At 60.0% G+C, this 21881-nt stretch carries 24 protein-coding genes; 6 read left to right on the top strand and 18 right to left on the bottom strand.

From position 1 onward, the window contains the following. Nucleotide 1 precedes the first annotated feature (1 nt). The 13 genes from ACOQH0_RS21710 to ACOQH0_RS21650 form a co-directional block, all read right to left on the bottom strand. Nucleotides 2–580 (bottom strand): DUF3261 domain-containing protein, encoded by a 579-nt coding sequence (locus tag ACOQH0_RS21710; RefSeq protein WP_421511170.1) that lies wholly within the window; start codon nt 578–580, stop codon nt 2–4. Then, nucleotides 577–2898, bottom strand: a complete 2322-nt coding sequence (locus ACOQH0_RS21705; RefSeq protein WP_421511169.1) for an MMPL family transporter — start codon at nt 2896–2898, stop codon at nt 577–579. Before ACOQH0_RS21705 ends, ACOQH0_RS21710 begins: the two co-directional genes overlap by 4 nt. Then, nucleotides 2867–3472, bottom strand: a complete 606-nt coding sequence (locus tag ACOQH0_RS21700; RefSeq protein ID WP_421511168.1) for an outer membrane lipoprotein carrier protein LolA — start codon at nt 3470–3472, stop codon at nt 2867–2869. Before ACOQH0_RS21700 ends, ACOQH0_RS21705 begins: the two co-directional genes overlap by 32 nt. Beyond that, nucleotides 3469–3891, bottom strand: coding sequence for an acyl-CoA thioesterase (locus ACOQH0_RS21695; protein ID WP_100167327.1), 423 nt, complete (start codon nt 3889–3891; stop codon nt 3469–3471). The genes ACOQH0_RS21700 and ACOQH0_RS21695 overlap by 4 nt, the downstream gene beginning before the upstream one ends. A gap of 3 nt (nt 3892–3894) precedes the next feature. Then, a complete protein-coding gene (locus ACOQH0_RS21690; protein WP_421511167.1) occupies nt 3895–5586 on the bottom strand; it encodes a glycosyltransferase family 2 protein in 1692 nt (563 codons plus the stop codon). Next, the gene (locus ACOQH0_RS21685; RefSeq protein WP_174340008.1) at nt 5577–5930 is read right to left on the bottom strand and encodes a hydroxymyristoyl-ACP dehydratase; all 354 of its coding nucleotides are present in this window, start codon (nt 5928–5930) and stop codon (nt 5577–5579) included. Before ACOQH0_RS21685 ends, ACOQH0_RS21690 begins: the two co-directional genes overlap by 10 nt. Continuing rightward, on the bottom strand, nt 5917–7266 hold the full coding sequence (locus tag ACOQH0_RS21680) for an AMP-dependent synthetase (RefSeq protein ID WP_421511166.1): 1350 nt from the start codon (nt 7264–7266) through the stop codon (nt 5917–5919). Before ACOQH0_RS21680 ends, ACOQH0_RS21685 begins: the two co-directional genes overlap by 14 nt. After that, the gene (locus ACOQH0_RS21675; protein WP_341494508.1) at nt 7259–7858 is read right to left on the bottom strand and encodes a hypothetical protein; all 600 of its coding nucleotides are present in this window, start codon (nt 7856–7858) and stop codon (nt 7259–7261) included. Before ACOQH0_RS21675 ends, ACOQH0_RS21680 begins: the two co-directional genes overlap by 8 nt. Next, on the bottom strand, nt 7830–8081 hold the full coding sequence (locus tag ACOQH0_RS21670; RefSeq protein ID WP_010436547.1) for an acyl carrier protein: 252 nt from the start codon (nt 8079–8081) through the stop codon (nt 7830–7832). Before ACOQH0_RS21670 ends, ACOQH0_RS21675 begins: the two co-directional genes overlap by 29 nt. A gap of 13 nt (nt 8082–8094) precedes the next feature. Then, nucleotides 8095–8352: a phosphopantetheine-binding protein gene (locus ACOQH0_RS21665; RefSeq protein ID WP_010436544.1), complete on the bottom strand. Its 258-nt coding sequence runs from the start codon at nt 8350–8352 to the stop codon at nt 8095–8097. Then, nucleotides 8333–9148 carry a lysophospholipid acyltransferase family protein gene (locus ACOQH0_RS21660; protein ID WP_421511165.1) on the bottom strand — a complete coding sequence of 272 codons (816 nt, stop codon included), beginning with the start codon at nt 9146–9148 and terminating at the stop codon, nt 8333–8335. Before ACOQH0_RS21660 ends, ACOQH0_RS21665 begins: the two co-directional genes overlap by 20 nt. After that, entirely contained in the window at nt 9145–9867 is a 723-nt protein-coding gene (locus tag ACOQH0_RS21655) for a beta-ketoacyl synthase chain length factor (protein ID WP_042717281.1), read from the bottom strand. The genes ACOQH0_RS21660 and ACOQH0_RS21655 overlap by 4 nt, the downstream gene beginning before the upstream one ends. A 125-nt stretch (nt 9868–9992) precedes the next feature. Then, nucleotides 9993–11042, bottom strand: a complete 1050-nt coding sequence (locus ACOQH0_RS21650) for an AI-2E family transporter (RefSeq protein ID WP_010436537.1) — start codon at nt 11040–11042, stop codon at nt 9993–9995. 142 nt (nt 11043–11184) lie between these two features. Between ACOQH0_RS21650 and ACOQH0_RS21645 the strand changes: the two genes are divergently transcribed. Next, nucleotides 11185–12402: an MFS transporter gene (locus ACOQH0_RS21645; protein WP_421511164.1), complete on the top strand. Its 1218-nt coding sequence runs from the start codon at nt 11185–11187 to the stop codon at nt 12400–12402. A gap of 4 nt (nt 12403–12406) precedes the next feature. Here ACOQH0_RS21645 and ACOQH0_RS21640 read toward each other — a convergent pair whose 3' ends face one another. Together ACOQH0_RS21640 and ACOQH0_RS21635 are read right to left on the bottom strand one after the other, a co-directional pair. Further along, nucleotides 12407–12964, bottom strand: a complete 558-nt coding sequence (locus ACOQH0_RS21640; RefSeq protein WP_010436528.1) for a DcrB family lipoprotein — start codon at nt 12962–12964, stop codon at nt 12407–12409. Between the two features lie 72 nt (nt 12965–13036). Beyond that, a complete protein-coding gene (locus ACOQH0_RS21635; protein WP_010436525.1) occupies nt 13037–13702 on the bottom strand; it encodes a 7-cyano-7-deazaguanine/7-aminomethyl-7-deazaguanine transporter in 666 nt (221 codons plus the stop codon). 167 nt (nt 13703–13869) lie between these two features. On the opposite strand from ACOQH0_RS21635, the gene tusA reads away from it, so the two are divergent. The 4 genes from tusA (at nt 13870) to ACOQH0_RS21615 (ending at nt 17094) form a co-directional block, all read left to right on the top strand. Then, on the top strand, nt 13870–14112 hold the full coding sequence (gene tusA / locus ACOQH0_RS21630) for a sulfurtransferase TusA (protein WP_010436523.1): 243 nt from the start codon (nt 13870–13872) through the stop codon (nt 14110–14112). Between the two features lie 191 nt (nt 14113–14303). Then, a complete protein-coding gene (locus ACOQH0_RS21625; protein WP_420984685.1) occupies nt 14304–15275 on the top strand; it encodes a TRAP transporter substrate-binding protein in 972 nt (323 codons plus the stop codon). Nucleotides 15276–15287: 12 nt separating this feature from the next. Continuing rightward, on the top strand, nt 15288–15797 hold the full coding sequence (locus ACOQH0_RS21620; RefSeq protein WP_010436519.1) for a TRAP transporter small permease: 510 nt from the start codon (nt 15288–15290) through the stop codon (nt 15795–15797). A 10-nt stretch (nt 15798–15807) separates the two neighbouring features. Further along, complete coding sequence (locus ACOQH0_RS21615) at nt 15808–17094, top strand: TRAP transporter large permease (RefSeq protein WP_172701540.1); 1287 nt, start codon at nt 15808–15810, stop codon at nt 17092–17094. A gap of 121 nt (nt 17095–17215) precedes the next feature. Here the strand turns inward: ACOQH0_RS21615 and zntA are convergent, their stop codons facing one another. Both zntA and ACOQH0_RS21605 read right to left on the bottom strand, forming a co-directional pair. Further along, nucleotides 17216–19387, bottom strand: a complete 2172-nt coding sequence (zntA, locus tag ACOQH0_RS21610) for a Zn(II)/Cd(II)/Pb(II) translocating P-type ATPase ZntA (protein ID WP_421511163.1) — start codon at nt 19385–19387, stop codon at nt 17216–17218. A gap of 76 nt (nt 19388–19463) precedes the next feature. After that, on the bottom strand, nt 19464–20090 hold the full coding sequence (locus ACOQH0_RS21605) for a lysoplasmalogenase (protein ID WP_421511162.1): 627 nt from the start codon (nt 20088–20090) through the stop codon (nt 19464–19466). A 129-nt stretch (nt 20091–20219) separates the two neighbouring features. Here ACOQH0_RS21605 and ACOQH0_RS21600 point away from each other — a divergent pair, with 129 nt between their 5' ends. After that, nucleotides 20220–20579 (top strand): DUF2500 domain-containing protein, encoded by a 360-nt coding sequence (locus ACOQH0_RS21600; RefSeq protein WP_214606133.1) that lies wholly within the window; start codon nt 20220–20222, stop codon nt 20577–20579. A 116-nt stretch (nt 20580–20695) separates the two neighbouring features. Here the strand turns inward: ACOQH0_RS21600 and ACOQH0_RS21595 are convergent, their stop codons facing one another. After that, nucleotides 20696–21838: an IS481 family transposase gene (locus ACOQH0_RS21595; protein WP_421511161.1), complete on the bottom strand. Its 1143-nt coding sequence runs from the start codon at nt 21836–21838 to the stop codon at nt 20696–20698. Nucleotides 21839–21881: the final 43 nt, after the last annotated feature.

The raw sequence follows: 21881 nt of genomic DNA, 5'->3' as shown, positions 1-21881 counted from the left end.
CTCAGTCACCCAGATATTGAATGGTGATGTGGTAGTTAAAAACATGCTGCTCGATGCTAATCGGCTCACGTTTGCCTTTGCGTTGCAGGTAGACAATCTCCGTGACCAGCTTGCCGTCGGGGTTGCGCAGCTCGCGTCTGCTGTCAGTATCGTTCAGCGTCCAGCCTTTCGGCAACTGCGGCTGCCAGGCGCTGAGCGGCCAGTGGCTGAGCATCACGTCCGCCAGTACCTGGCTGGCGGGCGGCAGCTCCGGCGCCACAACCGACTGTTCGGTATGGATACCGGTATTGTCATACGTCGCGAGGAACAGACGGATCCCCACGGAGGAGAGGCCGGCCAGCGTCACCTTATGTTCGTCGGCATTCAGCATCACCAGCAGCGACTGGGTGTGTCCGTTGAACCTGCCGGTCAGTAGCTGTTGCGAGCTAATTGCCGGGGTGATACCCGGCGGCGGCAGCGTCACGCGGGTGCCCGGCTGGAGCCAGGCCTCGGGCCGCGCGTCATCGCGGTTCGGCGAATGGCTACAGCCTGCCAGCATCAGCGCCAGAAGACATATCGCCAGGCGGTAAAATCGGATCATCGTATGCTCTCTTTCGTCGTCGGCATCGCCAGCGGGGCGAGCAGGAAGGCGGTGAAAATACCGCTCACCAGCACAATGCCAAAGCTGCTGATGGCCTGGGTGGTGCTGAACACCAGCATGCCCAGCGTCAGCAGCGTGGTCATCATGGCAAGCGTAATCGCCAGCATCGCGGTCAGGGGCGTTCCGCGCGGGTTGCTGAAAAACAGCGTGTAGTTGATGCCAATTCCGAGCACCAGCACCAGCGCCAGCAGCGAAAACAGGTTCACCGGATGGCCCGCGACGGCCAGCGCCGCCAGCCCGCAGCTGAGCGAGAGCAGGGAGGGAACCAGGCTGATCGCCCCTTTGCGCCAGCCGAGGCGCACCATCGCGCCGCAGGCAATTACCGCCAGCGCCACGAACAGTAAGCCCGTCAGCAGCGAACGGTAGAGCGCAAACAGGCTGTCGAAGCTGGCTTTGCGGTCGACCCAGGCAACGCCCTCGTGGCTGGCCGCCAGTTTGCCGAGCGCCGCGCTGTTTTTCACGCCATCCACCGGGACCAGTACGCCGCTTTCGCCGTTGGGCAACGTCAGCCACAGCAGCCGCCAGCCTTCGCTGACCGGGCTGGCGAGCCAGGCCTCAACGCTAACCGGCATCGCGTCCAGATTGGGTGTGACGCTGTTCAGCCCCGCGCTTTTCAACATTGTTGTCACCGCAGGCGCGGCGTTGTGCAGAAGCTGCAGATCGCTTTTCTGACGCGCCAGCGAGTTCAGCGGCAGGGTGCGCCAGTGGGCCATATCGCCCGCTTTTTGCGCCTGCGCCAGCGCCGGGGTAAAGGCCTCCAGCCGCTCAAGCGTTTGCTGAGCCGACGCGCCGTACACCACAAACCACTTTTGGTCGACGCTCTGCCCGGTCAGGGCGGTAATGGTTTTTTCCTGTGCCAGAATGTCTTTCGGCAGCGCCTGAAGCTGGGCGATATCGTCGTCGACCCGTAAGCTGCCTATCCCGATGGCGGAAATCAGCGCCAGCGCCAGCGGCAGCCCTACGGACAGGGTTTTGCTGCTACGCCAGGCGTTCAGCCAGCGCAGCATAAAACCTTTCGCGGGAATCGGGCGAACCGGCATTCTGTGGCACAACCACGGATGCCAGAAAATCACCGTCAGGCACGAGGCGCTCAGCCCCGCCGCGGCAAATACCGCCATCTGGCGGATGCCGGGGAAGGGGGCGAGCATCATCATCAGGTAGGCGACGACGGTGGTGAGCAACGCCAGCAGCAGCGCATTGCGTACCTTCGACAGGCTTTGCCAGGGTGAGTCATCAGCGCCGTGCACCATCCGCTCCGTGAGGTAGTAAAGCGTATAGTCTGCCGAAATACCGATGATGCTCATGCTCATCACCAGCGTCATCAGGTGCAGCTCGCCAAACAGCAGCAGCGTAAACACCGTGCCCGCCAGCGCGCCGATGGCAATGGAGAGCATGCTCAACAGCAGCGGGCGCACGGAGCGGAACACCGCCACAATCAGCAGGATCACCCCGAGCACCGTGGCGACGCCGAGCGTGGAAATATCCCGTTTGGCCTGCTGGCTGGCGTAATCGCTGTAAAACACCGTGCCGCGAGAGAGCAGCTGCGCCTGCGGGGAGTGCGTTTTCAGCGTCTCTTCCAGCGCCTTAAGGGTGGTGACCAGCCGGTGGGTTTGCTGCATATCGAACGACGAACCCGCCAGTTCGCCGTGCAGCAGATACCAGTAGTTTCCGGCGTCATCTTTGGTGACCAGCCAGCCGTCCATCAGCTGCATTTTCTGGCCGTTTTGAGCGAGGCCGAGCTGTGAGCCGCGCATCAGCATCAGCGGATCGTTTTGCAGCTCCTTGCCGCTCACGCCGGAAAAGGCGGAATAGAGCTGGGACAGGATCCACCGGGCCTGCGCGTCCCCGCCGTGTTGCAGGCGCGCCCGGGTGGCGGGATCGATCAGGCCGTTACGGTGCTGCCAGAAGAAATCACCCCAGGCTTTTTGTCCGGCGGCGTCCATTGGCCCTTTCACCACATTCAGCGCGTGACTGCGCTGCAGCAGTTCCAGCCATTGCTGCGCCACGCGCGGATCTGGTTTTTTGCCGGGGCTGACCAGCCAGACGAGCTGGCGGTCGAGACGCTGCATAAATCCGTCATTGAGCGCCGGGGGGATCGCCCCGAGCGTCTGTTTCGGCAACATCGCCAGCACGCTGCTGTTCAGCCGCGCGCCGGGCAGCAGCGTAAGCAGTACGCCCAACAGGATCAGGCATACCGTGGCCCACAGCAGCGCCGGGCGCAGGGATTTACGGTGCGGCAAAGCGTTGGCGTTCGGCATCGGTCAGGCTGGCGGGCGTCAGTTGGTGGCGGGACAGGGCGATATCGGTCGTGTCGCCCTGCTTATCGTTCAATCGAATCGATTCCAGGTACGCGGCACCGCGCAAATCGAGGGTGGCGAAAATCTTGTCCAGCGGCGTGGTCACAGGCGTCAGCACCAGCGACCAGCGGCCTTCCCCCTGGTCTTTAAAATCGATGCGGAAGTTCTCTTCGAGCACCTTGCGGTCGGCCTGAAACAGCGCCCGCAGCAGGTGGTTGAACTGGAACATCTGCGGGTTATTGTCGGCGGTGAGGGTTTGCGGCTGTTGGCCGTTAACGATCTGCACCATCCGCTTGTCGTCCAGCAGCAGCGTCATCGGAAACGGCGCTTTTTGATCCCACAGCAGGCCGCTGTCGCGGGCGATCAGCATCTCTCCCTGCGAGCGCAGCGGCTGTGGCATGTCCTTGATGGTGCGGGTTTGTTCGAAGTGCGCGCGCACCACCGGCTGTTCCGCAAAGCGCTGCTGCAGTTCGTCCAGCGTGACCGCGCTGACCAGCGGGCTAATCAGCAGGGCGAGAAGCGGTATCCATTTCATGGCGCGATCCCCATACGTTCAAACAGAATAGCCGGGCTGACAAAGCACATCTCCCGGCTGGCTTCATCCACCGCCACCTGAATGGTGTAGCCGGTGGTGGTGCGTTTTCCGGTTTGCGCGTCGAAGATTTGATAGGCGATGCGCAGGCGGTTTTCATATTCTTCAATGTGGGCGCGAACGCGGATGCGCTGCTCGAAGGTCACCGCGTCGCGGTATTTCACGCGGGTATCCACCACCGGCCAGACGTAGCCGGAGGCCTTCATCTGGCGGTAGCCGTAATTAAACTGGTTGAGCAGCGCCTCGCGGGCGATCTCAAAGTAGCGGAAATAGTTGCCGTGCCAGACCACGCCCATCATATCGACGTCGTGGAACGGAACGGTGATCTCGACTTCAGCCGTAAAGCGGGGATCGGTCAGCACCCTTTACTCCTTCTCGTTGACCTCTGGCAGCTGCCAGAAATCGAAAAAATTAAACCAGTCGAGCGGCGACATGAGGGCGTAATGCTCCAGCCGCTGCGCATAGCGATCGACGGTCTGCTGCAGCGCCTGCTGACGTTCGCCGCGCGGCAGCAGCAGCGGGTCGGCAAAGGGCTCGCAGTGCAGGGTCAGTTTTCCCTGCTGGCAGAGAGCAAAAATCAGCACCACCGGGCAGCGCAAAATAGACGCCAGGATAAACGGCCCCTGCGGGAACGGCGCGGGCTGGCCCATAAAATCACTCCATATCACGCGCCAGCTGCCGCCGCGCTGCGGCGTGACGGCGATGCGGTCGCCCACAATGGCGACCCATTCGCCGCGATCCAGCTTCTCTTTGATGAGGATGGCGGTATCCGGGCCGATGTCGGTCACGGGCATCAGGTGAATACCTGCCTGTGGGGCCATCTCCTCCATCACCTGTTTGAAACGTTTGGCGTTATCGCTGAAGACCAGCGCGTTGATGGTTTTCCCGCCTTCGCGCTGCGCCAGCGCCCGGCAGGCTTCCACGTCGCCAAGATGCGAGGCGAGCAGCAGTTTGCCCTGCGGATCGTCCAGACCCAGCGCGGCCTGCGCACCCGGTGCAAAGACCAGATCGCGATGGAGCTTCATTTCGCCGCGCCAGCTGGCCACTTTGTTGAGCATGGCCTGACCAAAACGCAGGAAGTGGAAAAAGCTGTGCAGGCGGGGAGGCTGAGGCATCTGCCGCTGCGCCATCACCTGCTTTACGCGCGTCAGCCATTGCCGTGACGCCTGGCGTGCAGAACGGGCGGTCAGCCAGTATACGGCGGTGACCGGCCACAGCAGGACGGTAAAGGCGTTACGCCCCAGCAGCTGCCAGACGCGCAGCATCAGACGAATTCCCCACAGCCCTTTCACCTCCTGCTGCTGCGCCCAGTGCTGCGTGCGGCGGCGCATCAGCAGAGCGGGAATGCGCGGCAGCATGCCGAAGAACAGGCGGGTATGCATCAGCGAGATGCGCAGGTTGTCTTTTAGCGCATCGAAATGGGATAGCCCGTCCGGCGGATAGGTCACGCGGGTGGGCAGAAAATAGCTGGTGTTGCCCTGCCAGTAGAGCCGCACCATCACTTCGGTATCAAAATCCATCCGTTTACCGAGCGGCGTACGCGTGGCAAGCCGCAGCACCGGCGCGATGGGGTAGACCCGAAAACCGCACATGCTGTCTTTTAGCTGCAGCGACAGGGTTTCAATCCACACCCAGACGTGCGTTATCCAGCGTCCGTACAGGCGTGAACGGGGAATGGAGTCATCGTAAACGGGCCTGCCGGAAATTAACGCCTCAGGGTGGCGCTCCGCCAGCGCCAGCAGTTTGGGAATGTCTTCGATAGCGTGCTGACCGTCGGCGTCCACCTGAATCGCGTGGGTGAAGCCGCGCTCTGCACAGGCTTGCAGACCCTGCATGACCGCCGCCCCTTTCCCGCTGTTTTCTGCCAGCCGCAGCAGCGTGACCTGCGGATGGCGCGCAGCAAGATCGTCAAGCGTGCGGCGCGTGGGTTCATCGCTGCCGTCGTCCACCACCAGACAGGGTAGATCGAAGGACGCGAGGCGTGCCAGCACCGAGGCCATCATCGCCCCGTGGTTGTAGCACGGGATCAGTACGCAGGGGCGGAAGGTTACTGACATAGGCGAATCTTCCCGCTGCTGGCAGTATGGCGTTCGTCACCGGCATGGCGCTGGTAGCTGAAGGTCAGCATCTGGCGTTCGGGCTGCCAGGCCAGGAGCAGCGTCACCCTGTTCTCCGGCAGCAGCGGGGCCGCGAACTTCACGTTCTGAATGCTGTGAAAACGGTAGCCCGGTGCCAGCAGCGTGGTGGCGTAGTCCATTATCCAGTCGAGCTGCGCCACGCCGGGGAGCAAGGGCTGTACGGCGAAATGCCCCTTAAACCAGAGCAGGGCCGGATCCAGATAGAGGTCGATCTCCAGATGCGTCGCATCGGGCTGGCGGCGTTCGATTTCATGGATCTTCATGAAATAACTCCTGTAGCTGCGCAGTCACACGCTTGTTCATGCTGTTGACCGGAATTTCATCGACAATCCGCCAGTAGCGGGGCACGGCAACAGGTTCAAGGCAGGGGCGAAGGGCGCGGCGCCAGGCGGATTCCTGGGCATTTTTCCCCACGCTTTCTCTGTGCATTCGCGCGTCGTCACTGAGCACCAGCAGCACGCCAATGCCCTGACGTCCCCCGCGCGTCACCGCCAGCGCGGCGGCGTCGCAGATGCCGTCCAGCGCCAGCAGCCGCTGCTCAATTTCATCGAGCGAAATGCGTTTGTCTTCGATTTTGACCACCCGCCCACGGCGGCCAACGATGCTGAACTGCCCGTCGGCCGCGAAGTGTAACTTATCATCCAGCACGACGCCTTCCGGCTCGTGGATCAGCGGCGACGTGACGCGACCGTTGTGAAACGTCACGCCGGGGAACGGCTGCCAGCGCGTTGTCTCATCCTGACGGTGACGCCAGGCCATGACCCCCGTTTCGGTACTGCCGTAGATTTCATCGGGCCAGAGGTTGAGCCAACGCTGAAACGCGGTGATATCCCGCCAGGGCAATACGCCACCTGCGGAAATGAGCAGGGCAATGGGGGGCGGCGTCAGTGCCGTATCCAGCCGCTTGAGGAAGGCCGGGCTGCTGATAAAAAGATAGCGTTTGTCGTGGGGCAGGGCTGAGAGCTGCTCGGCATAGTTGAGCAGGTTGGTCCGTGACGGCAGGCCGAGCGCCATGGGTAAGACGACACGAAACGTCAGGCCATACAGGTGATGCAGCACCACGGAGGCGACAACATGGCAGCCCGCAAGACGATCGCCAAACTGTTCCGCCAGCAAGCGGGCTTCGCGATCCAGACTGATAATCGGCTTAACCACCCGCTGCGGCGCGCCGGTGGAGCCGGAGGTGAAAAGCTCGATGGCGCGCGTATCGTCTATGGCTGGCAGCGGGGAAAAGCCGTTGTCTGTGCGCGGGGTGGAGGCCACCAACCGCTGTCGCCCTGCAAAGGCAAGCGCTGTGTCACTCAGGACGCCGCTGAACAAGTCCCGCTGTTCGTTAAGCTGTGCAGCCCGGCTGTGCCCGGGTAGCACGGGCGTTTTACCCGCGTGCAGCGTCGCCAGCAGGGCGACCGTAAACAGATAGCCGTTTTCAACGCACAGCGCCCAGCGCTCGCCCTCTTCCTGACGCAGCGTGTTAACCAGCTGCGTCACGTCGTGACGCAGATCGCCGAGCGTCCAGACGCCATCGTCGCGCCAGGCTATCGGCGTATCGTCAGGGCGGGGCGCACTGAGCCACTGGCTGAGCGGAAGCGGTTTATGCATCTTTTTTCATTACCCGTTGTCGCACCAGCCACTCGCAGGCCATCAGCGTGCCCATCAGGATGTAGGCAATTATGCCGTTCCACAGCGTCCACAGGCGTATGTCGGCGTGCAACACGGTAAACAGCGCCATCGTGCCGTTGCCGATAAAAAAGCCGCACCACACCCGGGTAACGATGCGAGTGTAGCGGATGCCGGTGGGCGAGAGAGTGGGCTCACGCAGCCGTGCAAATCGTTCTACCATCGGCATGGTTGTCCACAGCGATCCGCCAAACACCACCAGCATCACCAGATTAACGACTACCGGATAAAACAACACCCACTGGTGAGCGTGCAGCACATAGCTCGCCGCGCACAGCGCCACGCCTGTGAGGGCAACGCCCAGGATCATGTTGCGCAGAGGGCCGCTCTGACGGCGCACCTGCCAGACCCGCAACAGCAGCACAAGCGCTATCACGGGCAGTATCCCGTGCAAATTGTTGTTTGCCAGCCCGAAGCCAATCAAAAAAGGCCATGCCAGCAGCATCAACCCCGTCAGTATCGGGATGAATGGAATCGCAGGCACGTTACGCTTCGCGCTGAAGCTGTTCCACAACGTCGACCACGTCCTGGACGGTACGCACCGCTTTGAAGGTGTCAGGCTTGATTTTATGGCCCGTCTTCTTCTGCAGGTGAACCACCATGTCAACGGCATCAATGCTGTCGAGATCCAGATCGTCGTACAGGCGCGCTTCCGGGGTGATGTCCTCGGGGGCGACTTCAAACAGCGTAATAAGAAGCGCAGAGACTTCCTGATAAATCGTTTCCTGGTTAGTCATAGCGGGTAAATTCTCAGGCGCGTTGTTGATGGATAAAAGCCGCGAGCGTGGCAACGGAATAGAAGTGCTGACGCATCTCGTCGCTTTCCGCAGAAAGCACTACGCCATACTGATTTTTCACAGCCAGCCCCAGCTCCAGGGCATCTATCGAGTCCAGACCTAGCCCGTCGCCAAACAGCGGGGCGTCAGTATCGATATCCTCTGGCGTAAGTTCTTCCAGATTCAGCGTAGAGATAATGAGATTCTTAATTTCAAGATAGAGCGCTTGCATCTTTCGTTCCTGACAAAGATTGAAGACCGGTTGTTAACTGATGCTGCATATGCCGGTTTAACTGCCTTGCCGCCAGCGCAGGTTCGTGCTGGCTCGCATCGTAAAATTCATGAATGTTGATGCGTTCGCGAACATCCACGGTAAAAAAAGGTTTGTTGGGCGGAACGTTGTACCAGCTGCTTTGCTTATCCAGCATGCGTTCGCTGCAGTGGATCACCACCACACGCACAGCGCTATTGCAGCGAACGGCGATGTTAGCCGCCCCGCGCTGCAGCGTGATGGTTTCGCCAACGCGCGTGCGGGTTCCTTCCGGGAATATGAGCAGCGTATCGCCCTTTGCCAGACGCTGCTGGCTGGCGGAGAGCAGGGTTTCAGCTTCGCTGTTGATCAGATAATCCGCGGCGCGGATCACCCCGCTGACAAACGGGTTACGCAGTAGGGCGCTTTTCACCAGGCAGTCGGTTTCGTTCATGACCGACGCCAGGAACACGTAGTCCAGCAGCGAAGGGTGGTTGGCTATCACCAGACAGCCGCGCTCCGCACGCAGCACGTCGAGGTTGTTGAAGCGGTAATCCAGCACCCCCACCCCCCGTACCACCGCGAGAAACAGGCGAAAACTGGCGGAAATGCTGCGGCGGGCCAGCTGGCGGCGCTTCGCGCGATCGCGCTGAATAACCAGCAGCAGGTTAAACCACACCAGCGACAGCAGCAGCCCGCCGAGGCCGAACAGCGCGAAGCAGAATCCGGTCATCGTCATGCGCCATAACCGGTCGAGACGCGAAGTCAGTCCGCTCATTTGCGCGTCCATTGCCACTGGAGGCGTTCGCCAGAGAGGGTAAATTGCGGCGCGTCGTTCAGGTAATGGCGCAGGAACTGGAGGCTTTGCGGCAGCGCGGGCTCTTCACCTTCACTTCCGCCACGCGTTTCGCAGCAGAGCAGATCGCCGGCTTCAATCACCAGCGCCAGGGCATACGGCCAGACGGGCATCTGCGGCGGCAGCCCGGCGTGATAAAACGCAGGCAGGACGCCGTCAAAATCGACCAGCAGCACGCGGGAATAGCCCGCATGGAGCAGGCTTAATACTTCACACAAACCTTGCTGGAAGGTATCCATACCGGCGGAGACCGACGAGGAGACAATCGGCTGACGCGCGGCGATCGTGAGATTCCCGACGGCAGCATTGTGGACCGACATGGCAAAATCCGTGGGAGAAACAGGTTCTTCCGCCGCCAGCGCCTGCAGAATACGGTAATTGCGCTCCAGTTCACCGTGGCGACTGCTGTAGACGACGGCGTCAATCTGGTGCTTTCGCAGCATCGCGAGGCCGATATCCACGGCCAACCTGCTGCCAGAGTTGAGGCGGCGCGCGGTCATCATCGGCAGGTCGGTCAGTTTTGCCAGCGGCGCGGCGGGGTCGATAGCGTCAGACTGGCGTGACCAGTCCTGCCACGCAGCGGCATCGCCCAGTCCTGGCGCTCGTGCCTGCCAGTCGATAATTGAGAGTGTAAATTTCATCTACGCGCGTCCGCGATAAACCTGTTTCTGTGACTTATTCTTCGCAAGCGCGATGAGCTGCGCACATCGTACAATGTTGTTGGCGCGCATGCGAATAAACGTCTCTTTTAGCCCTTTCCCTGCGATTAGCCCGGCAACCGGCTTTTTGGTCGACCTGGACCCAGCAGAATGGCGAGTTTACTGCCGCCTTTGGTGGTCTCCATCCAAATTTTACAGACGCTGGTGAGCGGTACCGACAGCAACATTCCGACGGGACCCAGCAGCCAGCCCCAGATCAGTAACGATAAAAACACCACCAGCGTCGACATGCCCAGCCGGTGGCCCATCATGCGCGGCTCGAGAATATTCCCCAGCACCATATGCACGACAAGGAAAAGCGCCCCGACCAGCATGCATTCGTAAAACCCGTTAAACAGGAAGGCCTGGATCATGGGCGGCACGGCGGAGAGCACCGCACCAATGTTGGGCACGTAGTTTAACAGAAACGCCAGCACGCCCCACATCAGCGCAAACTGCACGCCCATTAGCATCAGCCCCAGCCAGACGATGATCCCGGTCCACAGGCTTAATAACGTTTTCAGCGCCAGATATTTGGTGACGCCCTTTAATGCGCGGTGTAAACCGGCAATATGAATTTGCGGATTGTTCAGCGCAAAGCGCAGTTTGTAGGGAACGTGGCGGACTTCGAACAGCATAAACACCACCGTCATCACCAGCAGCAGGATGCTGGCCATCGCGCCGGAAAGGCCGGTCATCAGCGTGGTGGCGTAGGTCATCACTTTCTCTGAATCCATCCGGCGCAGCATCCGTTCTGGCGAAATATGCAGGTTGATAAACGGCATCATCTCCTGCAAATCAACCAGCTTGCGGGTGAGGGCTTTGTTGTATTGCGGCAGCATGGTCGAGAATTCACTCAGGGAGGCAGCCAGCACGCCAAACAGCGCCGTCAGAACAATCAGCATGACGATGACGACGATAGTAATCGCCACCGGACGGCTGACGCCGCGGCGTAAAAACCAGGTCACCAGCGGGTTGAGCACAATGGCAAAAAAGAGCGCCAGTAACAGCTGAACGATGATATCAGCCGCAGCGTGGATACCTGCCAGGATAACGACCAGACAGGCGAGTTTTAACAAAATGTGAAGTCCTGCTTTATCGGGCGGGCTGGCTATCATACGAATTCCTTTTTCGGGGGGCTTGTTTATTGTAGTGCGCCGGATCCCCTTCGTCTGGGGTGTTACTCTGAAAGTCACTGCTGATTTTCATCTCTCTTCATGGTAATAGTGAAACACTGTTGCAAAAATCCAGGTTAAACCCATGCCCGAACCTTCCGCCGAACCGGCACTGAGCGGTTTGCGCCTCAATCTGCGCATTGTTTCTGTTGTGATTTTTAACTTCGCCAGCTATCTGACGATTGGCCTGCCGCTGGCGATCCTGCCGGGCTACGTTCACGACGTGATGGGCTTTAGCGCCTTCTGGGCGGGGCTGGTCATTAGCCTGCAATACTTTGCGACGTTGATAAGCCGCCCCCATGCGGGACGTTACGCCGATCTGTTTGGGCCGAAGAGCATTGTCGTCGTGGGGCTGTGCGGCTGCTTTCTGAGCGGGCTGGGGTACTTTCTGGCGGCCACCGCCAGCCAGTGGCCGCTGGTCAGTCTGGTGCTGCTATGCCTGGGCCGCGTGATTCTGGGCATCGGGCAAAGCCTTGCAGGTACGGGTTCCACGCTCTGGGGCGTGGGCGTCGTCGGCGCATCGCACATCGGGCGGGTGATCTCCTGGAACGGGATTGTCACCTACGGCGCTATGGCGATTGGCGCGCCGCTTGGGGTGGTGTGTTACGCCTGGGGCGGTCTGTACGGCCTGTCCCTCACCATTATGGCGGTTGCGCTGCTGGCGATCCTGCTGGCGCTGCCGCGCCCGAAAGTGAAAGCCAGCAAGGGCAAGCCGCTGCCGTTTCGCGCGGTGCTGGGTCGCGTCTGGCCATACGGGATGGCACTGGCGCTGGCGACCACCGGCTTTGGGGTGATCGCCACCTTCATCACCCTGTTTTACGACGCCAAAGGCTGGGACGGCGCGGCCTTTGCCTTAACCCTGTTTAGCTGTGCGTTTGTCGGCGCGCGTCTGCTCTTCCCGAACGGCATTAACCGTCTGGGCGGGCTGAACGTGGCGATGATCTGCTTTGCGGTCGAAATCGTCGGGCTGCTGCTGACCGGAATCGCCACTGCGCCGTGGATGGCGAAAATCGGCGTCTTTCTTGCGGGGGCGGGCTTCTCGCTGGTCTTCCCGGCGCTGGGCGTGGTGGCGGTGAAGGTCGTGCCGCAGCAAAATCAGGGGGCCGCGCTCGCTACCTATACGGTGTTTATGGATATGTCGCTGGGGATCACCGGGCCGCTGGCAGGGCTGGTGATGGCCTGGGCTGGCGTGCCGGTTATCTATCTGGCGGCGGCAGGTTTAGTGGTGCTGGCGCTGATGCTGACGTGGCGGCTAAAAAAATGGCCCCCGGTGCACGCACCGGAGGCCACGTCATCCTCGTGAAAGATTACTGAATCACGAGGGTGTTAATGATGTTTTCTGCGGCAGTCTGCGCTTTCTGCTGGTCTTCCGCAGGCAGCGTGATCTGCAGTGTCAGCAGTTTGTTATCAACTTTACCCAGTACCACGGAAGAGTAAGCGGTCTGGCCTTTCGCAGAGATAATGCTGTCCAGCTGTTGCAGCGTGTGGCCTTTGAGTTCGATAGACTTATTGGTCACCACCTGCAGCTGCGGGTCGCGGCTACGCTGCTGATCTTCCAGACGTTTGGACAACACGCTCAGCGCTTCAGTGGTGTCGTCACCCACAATCACAATGACCGCTTTCTGACCGGTTGCGTCGGAATACACGTGCATGTTGTTCGCCTGGGTACCCAGCTTGCCGCTCTGATCGGTCATATCCGCTGGCAGAGAGAAACTGAGTTTGCCGTCCAGCAGGCTTACCGGCTGCCCGGTCGCGTTGCTCTCTGCGGACGCGCCCTGTGCAGGCGTTTTGGTGTCGCTGTTATCACAGGCTGCAAGGCCAACAACCAGCAGGCCAATCCCGACATATTTAACCAGATTGCGCATTGACTTCTTCCTTTCGATAAACGGCCATAGCGGCTCATTCGCTCATCTTATCACAACTGATAAAGCGAACCTTTAACCTGCCTGCAATGCGGTGATTTCAGATTTATCTGCCAGCCTTTTCAGCAGCATATTCAGCAGCACGCCGTACATCGGCAGGAAGAATACAATACTGATAAGCACCTTGAAGCAGTAGTCCACCAGGGCGATTTCCATCCAGTGTTCGGCCATGAACGCATCCGGGCTACGCCAGAAGGCGATGAAGAAGAAGGCCAGCGTATCGCTCACGTTTCCGAACAGCGTGGAGGCCGTAGGCGCCATCCACCAGCGGTGATTTTGACGCAGGCGGTTAAACACGTGAACGTCGAGGATCTGCCCCAGCGCGTAGGCCATAAAGCTGGCGGCGGCGATACGGGCGACAAAGAGGTTGAAGTGCGTCAGCGCCTCAAAACCCTGCCAGCTTCCCATGTAGAACAGGGAAGAGATCACATACGACACGAACAGCGCCGGGAGCATCACCGCGAAAATAATGCGACGCGCCAGCGGTGCGCCAAAGATTCGCACGGTCAGATCGGTGGCGAGGAAAATAAACGGAAAACTGAACGCGCCCCAGGTGGTATGGAAACCAAAAATGGAGATCGGGAGCTGCACCAGATAGTTGCTGGAAGTGATCACCAGCAGATGAAAAAGCGAAAGCCAGAACAACGCTTTTACGCGCTGTGATTGAGAAAACTGCGTCATATTGTGACCTTTTTATACGTTGGGGTGAGGGAACCCAATAAAAACCGCCGCATGATACTGCTTTGACGGGACTTTGCAATGGCTAATTTTCACGCAACCGTTAACCTGGTTTGCATTGGCGGCAACCGGGCGTAAACTACAGCCGTTTTATTTTGATCGAGAAGACCATGACCGACCTGTTTTCCAGCCCAGACCACACCCTTGACGCTCAGGGCCTCCGCTGCCCGGAGCCGGTAATGATGGTGCGCAAAACTGTGCGCACTATGCAGACCGGTGAAACGCTGCTGATCATCGCAGACGATCCGGCCACCACCCGCGACATTCCCGGCTTTTGTACCTTTATGGAGCATGAGCTGGTGGCGCAGCAGACCGAAACGCTGCCGTACCGGTATGTGATTCGTAAGGGGTAAGTGCGGCAAGATGACCTCACCCCGACCCTCTCCCACGGGGAGAGGGGGAAAACCTTTCTAAACCATCGTTTCAAATTTTCGCGCTTTTGTGAGGCGCTTCACCTCCGCTTTTCCAGCCGTAGTCTAATTTTTAAGCGTATAAAAATAAAACGCCGTTTTAACGCTTATCTCACTACCCTGGAGTTGACCCGATGAAAACGACCCTCAAGCCGTTACTGGCCGCGCTGTGTCTGTCTGCTTTTGCCTGCACCGTTTCTGCTCAAACCATCAAAGCTGCCGATGTACACCCCGAAGGCTACCCGAACGTGGTGGCGGTTCAGCACATGGGTGAAAAACTCAAGCAGCAAACCGACGGCAAGCTGGAGATCAAAGTCTTCCCCGGCGGCGTGCTCGGGGATGAAAAGCAGATGATTGAGCAGGCGCAGATGGGGGCTATCGACATGATCCGCGTCTCGATGGCGCCGGTTGCCGCCATCCTGCCGGATATCGAAGTCTTCACGCTGCCGTATGTCTTCCGCGATGAGGACCACATGCACAAGGTGATCGACGGAGATATCGGCAAGCAGATTGGCGACAAGCTGACCGCGAACCCGAAATCGAAGCTGGTGTTCCTCGGCTGGATGGATTCCGGCACCCGTAACCTGATCACCAAAGAGCCGATCGTTAAACCGGACGATCTGAAAGGGAAAAAAATCCGCGTGCAGGGTAGCCCGGTGGCGCTCGCCACGCTGAAGGATATGGGGGCAAACTCGGTCGCGATGGGCGTGAGCGAAGTCTACAGCGGCATGCAGACCGGGGTGATCGACGGCGCGGAGAACAACCCGCCAACCTTTATCGCCCACAACTACATGCCGGTCGCCAAAAACTACACCCTCAGCGGCCACTTTATCACCCCGGAAATGCTCCTCTACTCAAAAGTGAAATGGGACAAGCTCAGCGCCGACGAGCAGCAAAAGGTCCTGACGCTGGCCCGCGAAGCGCAGTTCGAGCAGCGCAAGCTCTGGCAGGCCTATAACGACCAGGCGCTGGCGAAAATGAAGGCGGGTGGGGTGCAGTTCCACGACATCGACAAAACGGTGTTTATCAAAGCCACAGAGCCGGTGCGCGCCCAGTATGGCGACAAGCATCAGGATCTGATGAAAGCCATCGCTGACGTCCAGTAAAACGGAGTACGTATGTCCGAACTCTACCTGAAGTGGATGGACCGTCTGTACCTGCTCGCCATGACCGTGGCGGGCGTCTCGCTGCTGGTGATGACGATCGTGATCCCGATTGGCATCTTCTCGCGCTACGTGCTCAACCGCGGGGAGTCCTGGCCGGAGCCGATCGCCATTATCTGCATGGTGACCTTTACCTTTATTGGCGCGGCGGTGGGGTATCGCGCCGGGTCGCACATCGCGGTAAACATGCTCACCGACCGTCTGCCCGACATGCTGAAAAACCTCTGCGCCCGCGTGGTCGACCTGCTGATGCTGCTGATCTCCGCCCTGATGTTCTGGTACAGCCTCTGGCTGTGCGTCGACCTCTGGGAACAGCCCGTCGCGGAGTTCCCACTCCTGACCTCTGGCGAAAGCTATCTGCCGCTGCCCGTCGGGTCGGCCATTCTGATCCTGTTTGTGATTGAACGCCTGCTGTTTGGCTCGCAGGAAAACCGTCCCGTCGTGCTTATCGGCAACCACAGTTAAGGGGTGAACAATGGATGCATTCGTTTTGTTATTCACCCTCGCCATTCTGCTGGCGCTGGGGATGCCGGTGGCTTTCGCCGTCGGGTTAAGCGCCGTGGCGGGTGCGTTGTGGATCGATCTGCCGCTGGAGGCGCTGATGATCCAGATCACCAGCGGGGTGAACAAGTTTACCCTGCTGGCGATCCCGTTCTTTATCCTTGCCGGGGCGATCATGGCGGAAGGGGGCATTGCCCGACGGCTGGTGAATTTCGCCTACGTGTTTGTCGGCTTTATTCGCGGCGGGCTGTCGCTGGTGAACATTGTCGCCTCAACGTTCTTCGGCGCAATTTCCGGCTCGTCGGTGGCGGATACGGCCTCTATCGGCAGCGTGATGATCCCGGAGATGGAGAAGAAGGGCTACCCGCGGGAATATGCGGCGGCGGTAACGGCCAGCGGTTCCGTGCAGGCGATTCTGATCCCGCCCAGCCACAACTCGGTCATTTACTCGCTGGCCGCGGGCGGGACGGTTTCTATTGCCACGCTGTTTATCGCGGGCGTGCTGCCGGGGCTGCTGTTAGGGTTATGTCTGATGATCCTCTGCCTCGGCTTCGCCCATAAGCGCGGCTACCCGAAAGGCGAGAAAATCCCGTTTAAGCAGGCGCTGAAGATATTGCTCGATGCCCTGTGGGGGCTGATGACGGTCGTGATCATCCTCGGCGGGATATTGTCCGGGATCTTCACGGCAACCGAATCCGCCGCCGTGGCCTGCCTGTGGGCGTTCTTCGTCACCATGTTCATCTACCGCGATTATAAGTGGAGCGAACTGCCGAAGCTGCTGTGTCGGACGGTGAAAACCGTCACCATCGTGATGATTTTGATTGGTTTTGCGGCGGCCTTTGGCGCGGTGATGACCTACATGCAGCTCCCGACCCGCATCACCGAGTTCTTCACCTCGCTCTCCGATAACAAGTACGTGATCCTGATGTACCTCAACGTCATGTTGCTGCTGATTGGCACCCTGATGGACATGGCGCCGATCATCCTGATCCTGACCCCGGTGCTGCTGCCGGTGACCAATTCGCTGGGGATCGACCCGGTGCATTTCGGGATGATCATGATGGTGAACCTGGGGATCGGGCTGATCACCCCGCCGGTTGGGTCGGTGCTGTTCGTGGCGAGCGCGGTGAGCAAGCAGAAGATTGAAACCGTGGTGCGCGCCATGCTGCCATTTTACGGCATGCTGCTGGTGGTGCTGGGGATGGTGACGTACATCCCGGCGATTTCATTATGGTTGCCGGGGGTGTTAGGGATGCAGTGACGCCGCTCTTCTCCCTCTCCCCGTGGGAGAGGGTTGGGGTGAGGGCATCAGGCCGCACCCCGACCCGACCCACAGCCGGGTGGCGGCTACGCCTTACCCGGCCTACGGTTCGATAACGATTTTATTTCCGACGTAATAACCGCAGCGCGTTTGCCGTTACCAGCACCGTTGCACCCGTATCCGCCAGCACCGCCAGCCACAGGCCGGTCATGCCGAGCAGGGTGGTGACGAGGAATATCCCCTTCAGTCCCAGCGCAATCCCAATGTTCTGGCGGATGTTGGCGCGCGTCGCCCGCGCCAGGCTAATCATCTGCGCCAGCCCGGTCAGGCGGTTGTGGGTCAGCGCCGCATCCGCCGTCTCCAGCGCCACGTCGGTGCCGCTGCCCATTGCAATGCCGATGGTTGCCGCCTTCATCGCAGGCGCATCGTTAATGCCGTCACCGACCATCGCCAGCGGGGCGAATGCGTTCAGCTCCGTGACCGCGCGGACTTTATCTGCGGGCAGCAATCCGGCCTTGAAATCCAGCCCCAGCTCACCGGCAATTGCCGCCGCCGCGCGCGGATTATCGCCTGTCAGGATCACGCCCTGTACGCCAAGCTGATGCAGCGCCGTCACGGCCTCTTTGGCGTCATCGCGCAGGGTGTCGCGCAGCGCCAGCATCCCTTTCGCGACGCCGTCCTGCATGAGGGTCACGACAGTTTGTCCGGTCTGTTCTAACGCCTCAACCTCTGGATGAGAAGACTTGCCCGCCGCGACAATCAGCACCTTTTTACCGTCAACGGTGGCCTCAATCCCCGACCCGACCAGCGCCCGCTGTGCCGTTGCCGACGGAATTGCCAGCCCGCGCGACTGCGCTTCATGCACAATCGCCTGCGCCAGCGGGTGAGTGGAACCCTGCTCAACGGCGGCGGCCAGCGTAAGCAGTTCATCTTCACCGATATCCTGCGGATACACGCCGGTGACCTGCGGCTTGCCGACGGTCAGCGTGCCGGTTTTATCGAACGCGATATGCTGAACCTGGCTCAGCTGCTCCAGCGCCGCGCCGCCCTTAATCAGTGCCCCGCGACGTGCCGCCGCTGCCAGCCCGGAGGTAATCGCCGCAGGCGTGGAGATCACCAGCGCGCACGGGCAGCCGATCAGCAGCAGCGTCAGCCCTTTATAGATCCAGCCCTCCCACGGTGCGCCGAAGAACAGCGGCGGCACGATAGTGACCAGCAGGGCAACCAGCATGATGGCAGGGGTATAAATCCGGCTAAAACGGTCGATGAAACGCTCGACGGGCGCGCGGCGCTCCTCGGCTTCTTCTATCAGCCTGAGGATGCGGTCGATGGCGCTGTCGCCCGGTTCGGAAAGGACCGTCAGCTGCACCAGACGGTCGACGCTGGTGGCACCAGCAGGCACTTTTTCACCTGCCGCGCGTTCTACCGGAATGGATTCCCCGGTCAGGGCGCTCTCGTCGAAGCTGGCGGTGGCGGTAACCAGCGCGCCGTCGGCGGGTAAACGACCGCCCGCGGCGACTTCAATCACGTCTCCGGGACGTAGGGTATTAATCGCCACCGTTTCACGATTGCCGTTTTTTACCCGTGTGGCGGTTTCAGGCTTCAGCGTCATCAGTGCGCTGACCCCTTTACGCGCCCGGCTCGCCGCCCAGCCCTCAAGCCGTTCGCCGATTAAGAACAGCAGCAGCACCATCGCCGCTTCCGCCGTCGCGCCAATGAACAGCGCGCCGATGGCTGCCACGCTCATCAGCGTTTCGATGGCAAACCAGCTGCCGCTTTTCATCAGGCGCAGTGCCTGGCGGGCAATCGGGAACAGCCCGACCAGCGTGGTGGCGATAAACGCCAGATTGCCGAACGGGTGGTTAATCTGCTCCAGCCCCCAGCTCAGGGCCATCATGATGACGAGGGTAATGAGCGGCAGGTTTTCTTTCAGGGAGGAGGTTTTTTCGACGGGGGCCGTTTCGCTACGCAGGGTATAGCCCGCCTTGCTGACGGCGGCTTCAACCTGTTTGCTGACGTCGCTTTCGGCGCTGACCAGCAGTTTTTCGGTGGCGAACAGCACCTGAACGTGACTCACGCCCGGCACTTGCATCACCGCGTTTTCCACTTTGCGCGCGCAGGCCGCGCAGTCCATGCCGTTGACGACCCAGCTGTAGCGGTTGCCGCTTTCAGGCAGCATTTCAGTTTGCGTTTCGCACGCGCCTTCGCAGCAGCAGTCGTCTTTCGGCGGAACCGGGCTGAGCTTAAGTGCCGAGAATTGTGGGACTTTTTTAGATGTTTCTGGAGTCGACATGGCAGTCTCCGGTAATGATAATTTTCTCATTAACCGCAGCATACACTCTGGAGTCGACTCCAGAGTCAAGACTTATTTAAATATACAGCGAACGCACGATCAGGAAGTGCCCGCCAAAGTAGCAGGCGGCGGCAATCGCGTTATCCGCGCGGAAGCGACGGCGATAGTGGCTGCCCAGCCAGACGATATTCCCGATCAGCAACAGCGCCGCGCCAAAGAACGCTGACATTGCCTGAGACGTCGGACGGAAGAACCACAGCTCGCCTGCAAGCCACACCATCACCAGCGTCATGGCGATAAAGGTACAGACCGGCAAACGCATCTCTTCCAGACGCGACCAAATCACCGCAATCAGCAGGGCACCAATCACCAGCAGCACCAGCGGCAGCGGCCAGAAGAACGAGAGCGTCATCTGGCTGGCGAAGTAGATCGTGTACAGCAGATGCGACAGGAAGAACGCGCCGACGGCATAGAGCAGGCGCTGACGGGGGAGCAGAGTCAGCGCATCGCCTATCAGGGACGCACACAGCCCGGCGAGGACCAGATAGCTGACGGCGTTAAACATCGGCGCTTGCCAGGCCAGCAGCAGCAGGAGCAGCAGCGTGACGGGTTTGAACAGCCAGCGCTGCCAGGCAGGGCCACGATACGACGCATCGACAAAAAGCCATGCGGACAAACAGACGGCGATAAATGACCAAAGCATATTAACTCCCTGTATCTGTTGAGGCTGAATAATCAGTTTCTGATCCAGTGTAGTGACGCGGGCGGGCGTTTGGCAATGACGGGGAAGGCAAGGTATCCTGAATTCCGCAAAATCTGATGGGATTTATCAATGAGCAAGATGCCGCTTTTTTTCATTATCGTGGTGGCGATTATCGTCATTGCCGCCTCGTTCCGTTTCGTGCAGCAGCGCCGCGAGAAGGCGGATAACGACGCCGCACCGCTGATGCAAAAGCGCGTGGTGGTGACGAACAAGCGTGAGAAACCGCTCAACGACCGCCGCTCGCGCCAGCAGCAGGTGACGCCCGCTGGAACCAGCATGCGCTATGAAGCGAGCTTTAAGCCGGAAACGGGCGGGCTGGAGGTGACCTTCCGCCTGGAGGCGCAGCAGTACCATCAGCTGACGGTGGGGGAGAAAGGAACGTTGAGCTATAAAGGATCGCGGTTTGAAGGGTTTGAACCGGAGCTGTAATTTTCCCCTCACCCCGGCCCTCTCCCAAGGGGAGAGGGAGTCAATGTCCCCTCTCCCTGTGGGTGTACGGTCCGGGGACATGGTAGACAGGTGTTCGGGGACATGGTGAACACTTTTTAACATCCTTTACCCATGGTGATCGACTTTTTCTTCAGGTCGAGCACCCCCACTTTCGTGCTGTACCACCACACCTCGTAGCTGCCGTCTTCCTGCGTCTCCTTCAGCCCGACCCGTTCTCCCCTGAACGCCTTGCCTGCGCTCAGACTTACCCCTTTCACGCTCAGCTTTCCGCTGATATCCACTTTCCTGACCATCACGCCCTCGTCGTATTCCGGGGGCGTGGTGTTGCCGCTGTATTGTCGTGCAGACGGCTTATACCGCGAGCCCGGTACCGCCATATCCAGCGCCTCATGCGGGCGTTCAAGGTTGTACACCGTCCGCCAGTGGTCGAAGGCGCGCTGCAGTTCACCCTCGCTCGCGAACCACTTGCCCTGCAGCACTTCCGCCTTCAGGCTGCGGTGAAAACGCTCCAGCTTGCCCTGCGTCTGCGGATGATAAGGCCGGGAATGCCCCACCCGGATACCGTGGCGCATCAGCCACAGCTCCAGCGCCGTCCAGGTGCCGGTGGTGTCTCCCCACGGTGAGCCGTTGTCCATCGTCATCCGGTCCGGCAGGCCGTAACGTTCAAACACGCTGACCAGTTGCTGCTGCACGGTCTCGCGCCGTTCATCGGTACAGTGCGCCAGGCACAGGGAAAAACGGGAATGGTCGTCCAGGAGGGTGAGCGGATGGCAGCGGCCACCGCCAAAGGGAAAGTGGCCCTTAAAGTCCATCTGCCAGAGGCGGTTCGGCGCGTCGTGTTCGAAGCGTCCCGTGGCGGGAATGCCCGGTGAAGTGCCCGGCAGCAGGCCGTGACGGGCCATCAGGTTATGGACGGTGCTGAAGGCGGGCATGGTGTGCCCCTGGTCTTCGAGCCAGCGCTTTATCTTGCGTGCGCCCCAGCGTTGATGGCGGTCATGGGCCATACGCAGCAGGGCAGTGATGTCGTCAGATGAGCGGTTAGGGGAATGGTGCGGTATGCGCGGGCGGTCCTGAAGGCCGGCAGCCCCTTCCTCCGCCCAGCGGCGAAGCCACTTGTAGCCGGTGGCCGGTGAAATGCCGAAGCGACGGCAGAGGGAACGGATGTTCGCCCCGTCCTGCGAGGCGAACAAAACAAACTCGGTACGTAATGACATGGTATCTCTCGCATCCCAGGGCATAAGCGACTCCATAAACGGGTTCTTATGCCTTAGTTGTAAGTGT

It is taken from the genome of Enterobacter sp. JS8-1, assembly GCF_049187015.1.
In the GTDB taxonomy this organism is placed as follows: Bacteria; Pseudomonadota; Gammaproteobacteria; order Enterobacterales; family Enterobacteriaceae; genus Enterobacter; species Enterobacter mori.
Note: the sequence above shows the minus strand (reverse complement) of the source record. Positions and strands in the feature narration are given on the sequence as shown.

What these genes read in the sequence shown, in the direction of transcription:
- ACOQH0_RS21600 (WP_214606133.1), top strand. Translation starts at nt 20,220, where the DNA reads ATGAGCAAGATGCCGCTTTTTTTCATTATCGTGGTGGCGATTATCGTC.
- ACOQH0_RS21605 (WP_421511162.1), bottom strand. Translation starts at nt 20,090, where the DNA reads ATGCTTTGGTCATTTATCGCCGTCTGTTTGTCCGCATGGCTTTTTGTC.
- ACOQH0_RS21635 (WP_010436525.1), bottom strand. Translation starts at nt 13,702, where the DNA reads ATGACGCAGTTTTCTCAATCACAGCGCGTAAAAGCGTTGTTCTGGCTT.
- ACOQH0_RS21595 (WP_421511161.1), bottom strand. Translation starts at nt 21,838, where the DNA reads ATGCCCTGGGATGCGAGAGATACCATGTCATTACGTACCGAGTTTGTT.
- tusA (WP_010436523.1), top strand. Translation starts at nt 13,870, where the DNA reads ATGACCGACCTGTTTTCCAGCCCAGACCACACCCTTGACGCTCAGGGC.
- ACOQH0_RS21620 (WP_010436519.1), top strand. Translation starts at nt 15,288, where the DNA reads ATGTCCGAACTCTACCTGAAGTGGATGGACCGTCTGTACCTGCTCGCC.
- ACOQH0_RS21660 (WP_421511165.1), bottom strand. Translation starts at nt 9,148, where the DNA reads ATGAGCGGACTGACTTCGCGTCTCGACCGGTTATGGCGCATGACGATG.
- ACOQH0_RS21670 (WP_010436547.1), bottom strand. Translation starts at nt 8,081, where the DNA reads ATGACTAACCAGGAAACGATTTATCAGGAAGTCTCTGCGCTTCTTATT.
- ACOQH0_RS21710 (WP_421511170.1), bottom strand. Translation starts at nt 580, where the DNA reads ATGATCCGATTTTACCGCCTGGCGATATGTCTTCTGGCGCTGATGCTG.
- ACOQH0_RS21615 (WP_172701540.1), top strand. Translation starts at nt 15,808, where the DNA reads ATGGATGCATTCGTTTTGTTATTCACCCTCGCCATTCTGCTGGCGCTG.
- ACOQH0_RS21645 (WP_421511164.1), top strand. Translation starts at nt 11,185, where the DNA reads ATGCCCGAACCTTCCGCCGAACCGGCACTGAGCGGTTTGCGCCTCAAT.
- ACOQH0_RS21665 (WP_010436544.1), bottom strand. Translation starts at nt 8,352, where the DNA reads ATGCAAGCGCTCTATCTTGAAATTAAGAATCTCATTATCTCTACGCTG.
- ACOQH0_RS21640 (WP_010436528.1), bottom strand. Translation starts at nt 12,964, where the DNA reads ATGCGCAATCTGGTTAAATATGTCGGGATTGGCCTGCTGGTTGTTGGC.
- ACOQH0_RS21690 (WP_421511167.1), bottom strand. Translation starts at nt 5,586, where the DNA reads ATGTCAGTAACCTTCCGCCCCTGCGTACTGATCCCGTGCTACAACCAC.
- zntA (WP_421511163.1), bottom strand. Translation starts at nt 19,387, where the DNA reads ATGTCGACTCCAGAAACATCTAAAAAAGTCCCACAATTCTCGGCACTT.
- ACOQH0_RS21685 (WP_174340008.1), bottom strand. Translation starts at nt 5,930, where the DNA reads ATGAAGATCCATGAAATCGAACGCCGCCAGCCCGATGCGACGCATCTG.
- ACOQH0_RS21700 (WP_421511168.1), bottom strand. Translation starts at nt 3,472, where the DNA reads ATGAAATGGATACCGCTTCTCGCCCTGCTGATTAGCCCGCTGGTCAGC.
- ACOQH0_RS21680 (WP_421511166.1), bottom strand. Translation starts at nt 7,266, where the DNA reads ATGCATAAACCGCTTCCGCTCAGCCAGTGGCTCAGTGCGCCCCGCCCT.
- ACOQH0_RS21625 (WP_420984685.1), top strand. Translation starts at nt 14,304, where the DNA reads ATGAAAACGACCCTCAAGCCGTTACTGGCCGCGCTGTGTCTGTCTGCT.
- ACOQH0_RS21650 (WP_010436537.1), bottom strand. Translation starts at nt 11,042, where the DNA reads ATGATAGCCAGCCCGCCCGATAAAGCAGGACTTCACATTTTGTTAAAA.
- ACOQH0_RS21655 (WP_042717281.1), bottom strand. Translation starts at nt 9,867, where the DNA reads ATGAAATTTACACTCTCAATTATCGACTGGCAGGCACGAGCGCCAGGA.
- ACOQH0_RS21705 (WP_421511169.1), bottom strand. Translation starts at nt 2,898, where the DNA reads ATGCCGAACGCCAACGCTTTGCCGCACCGTAAATCCCTGCGCCCGGCG.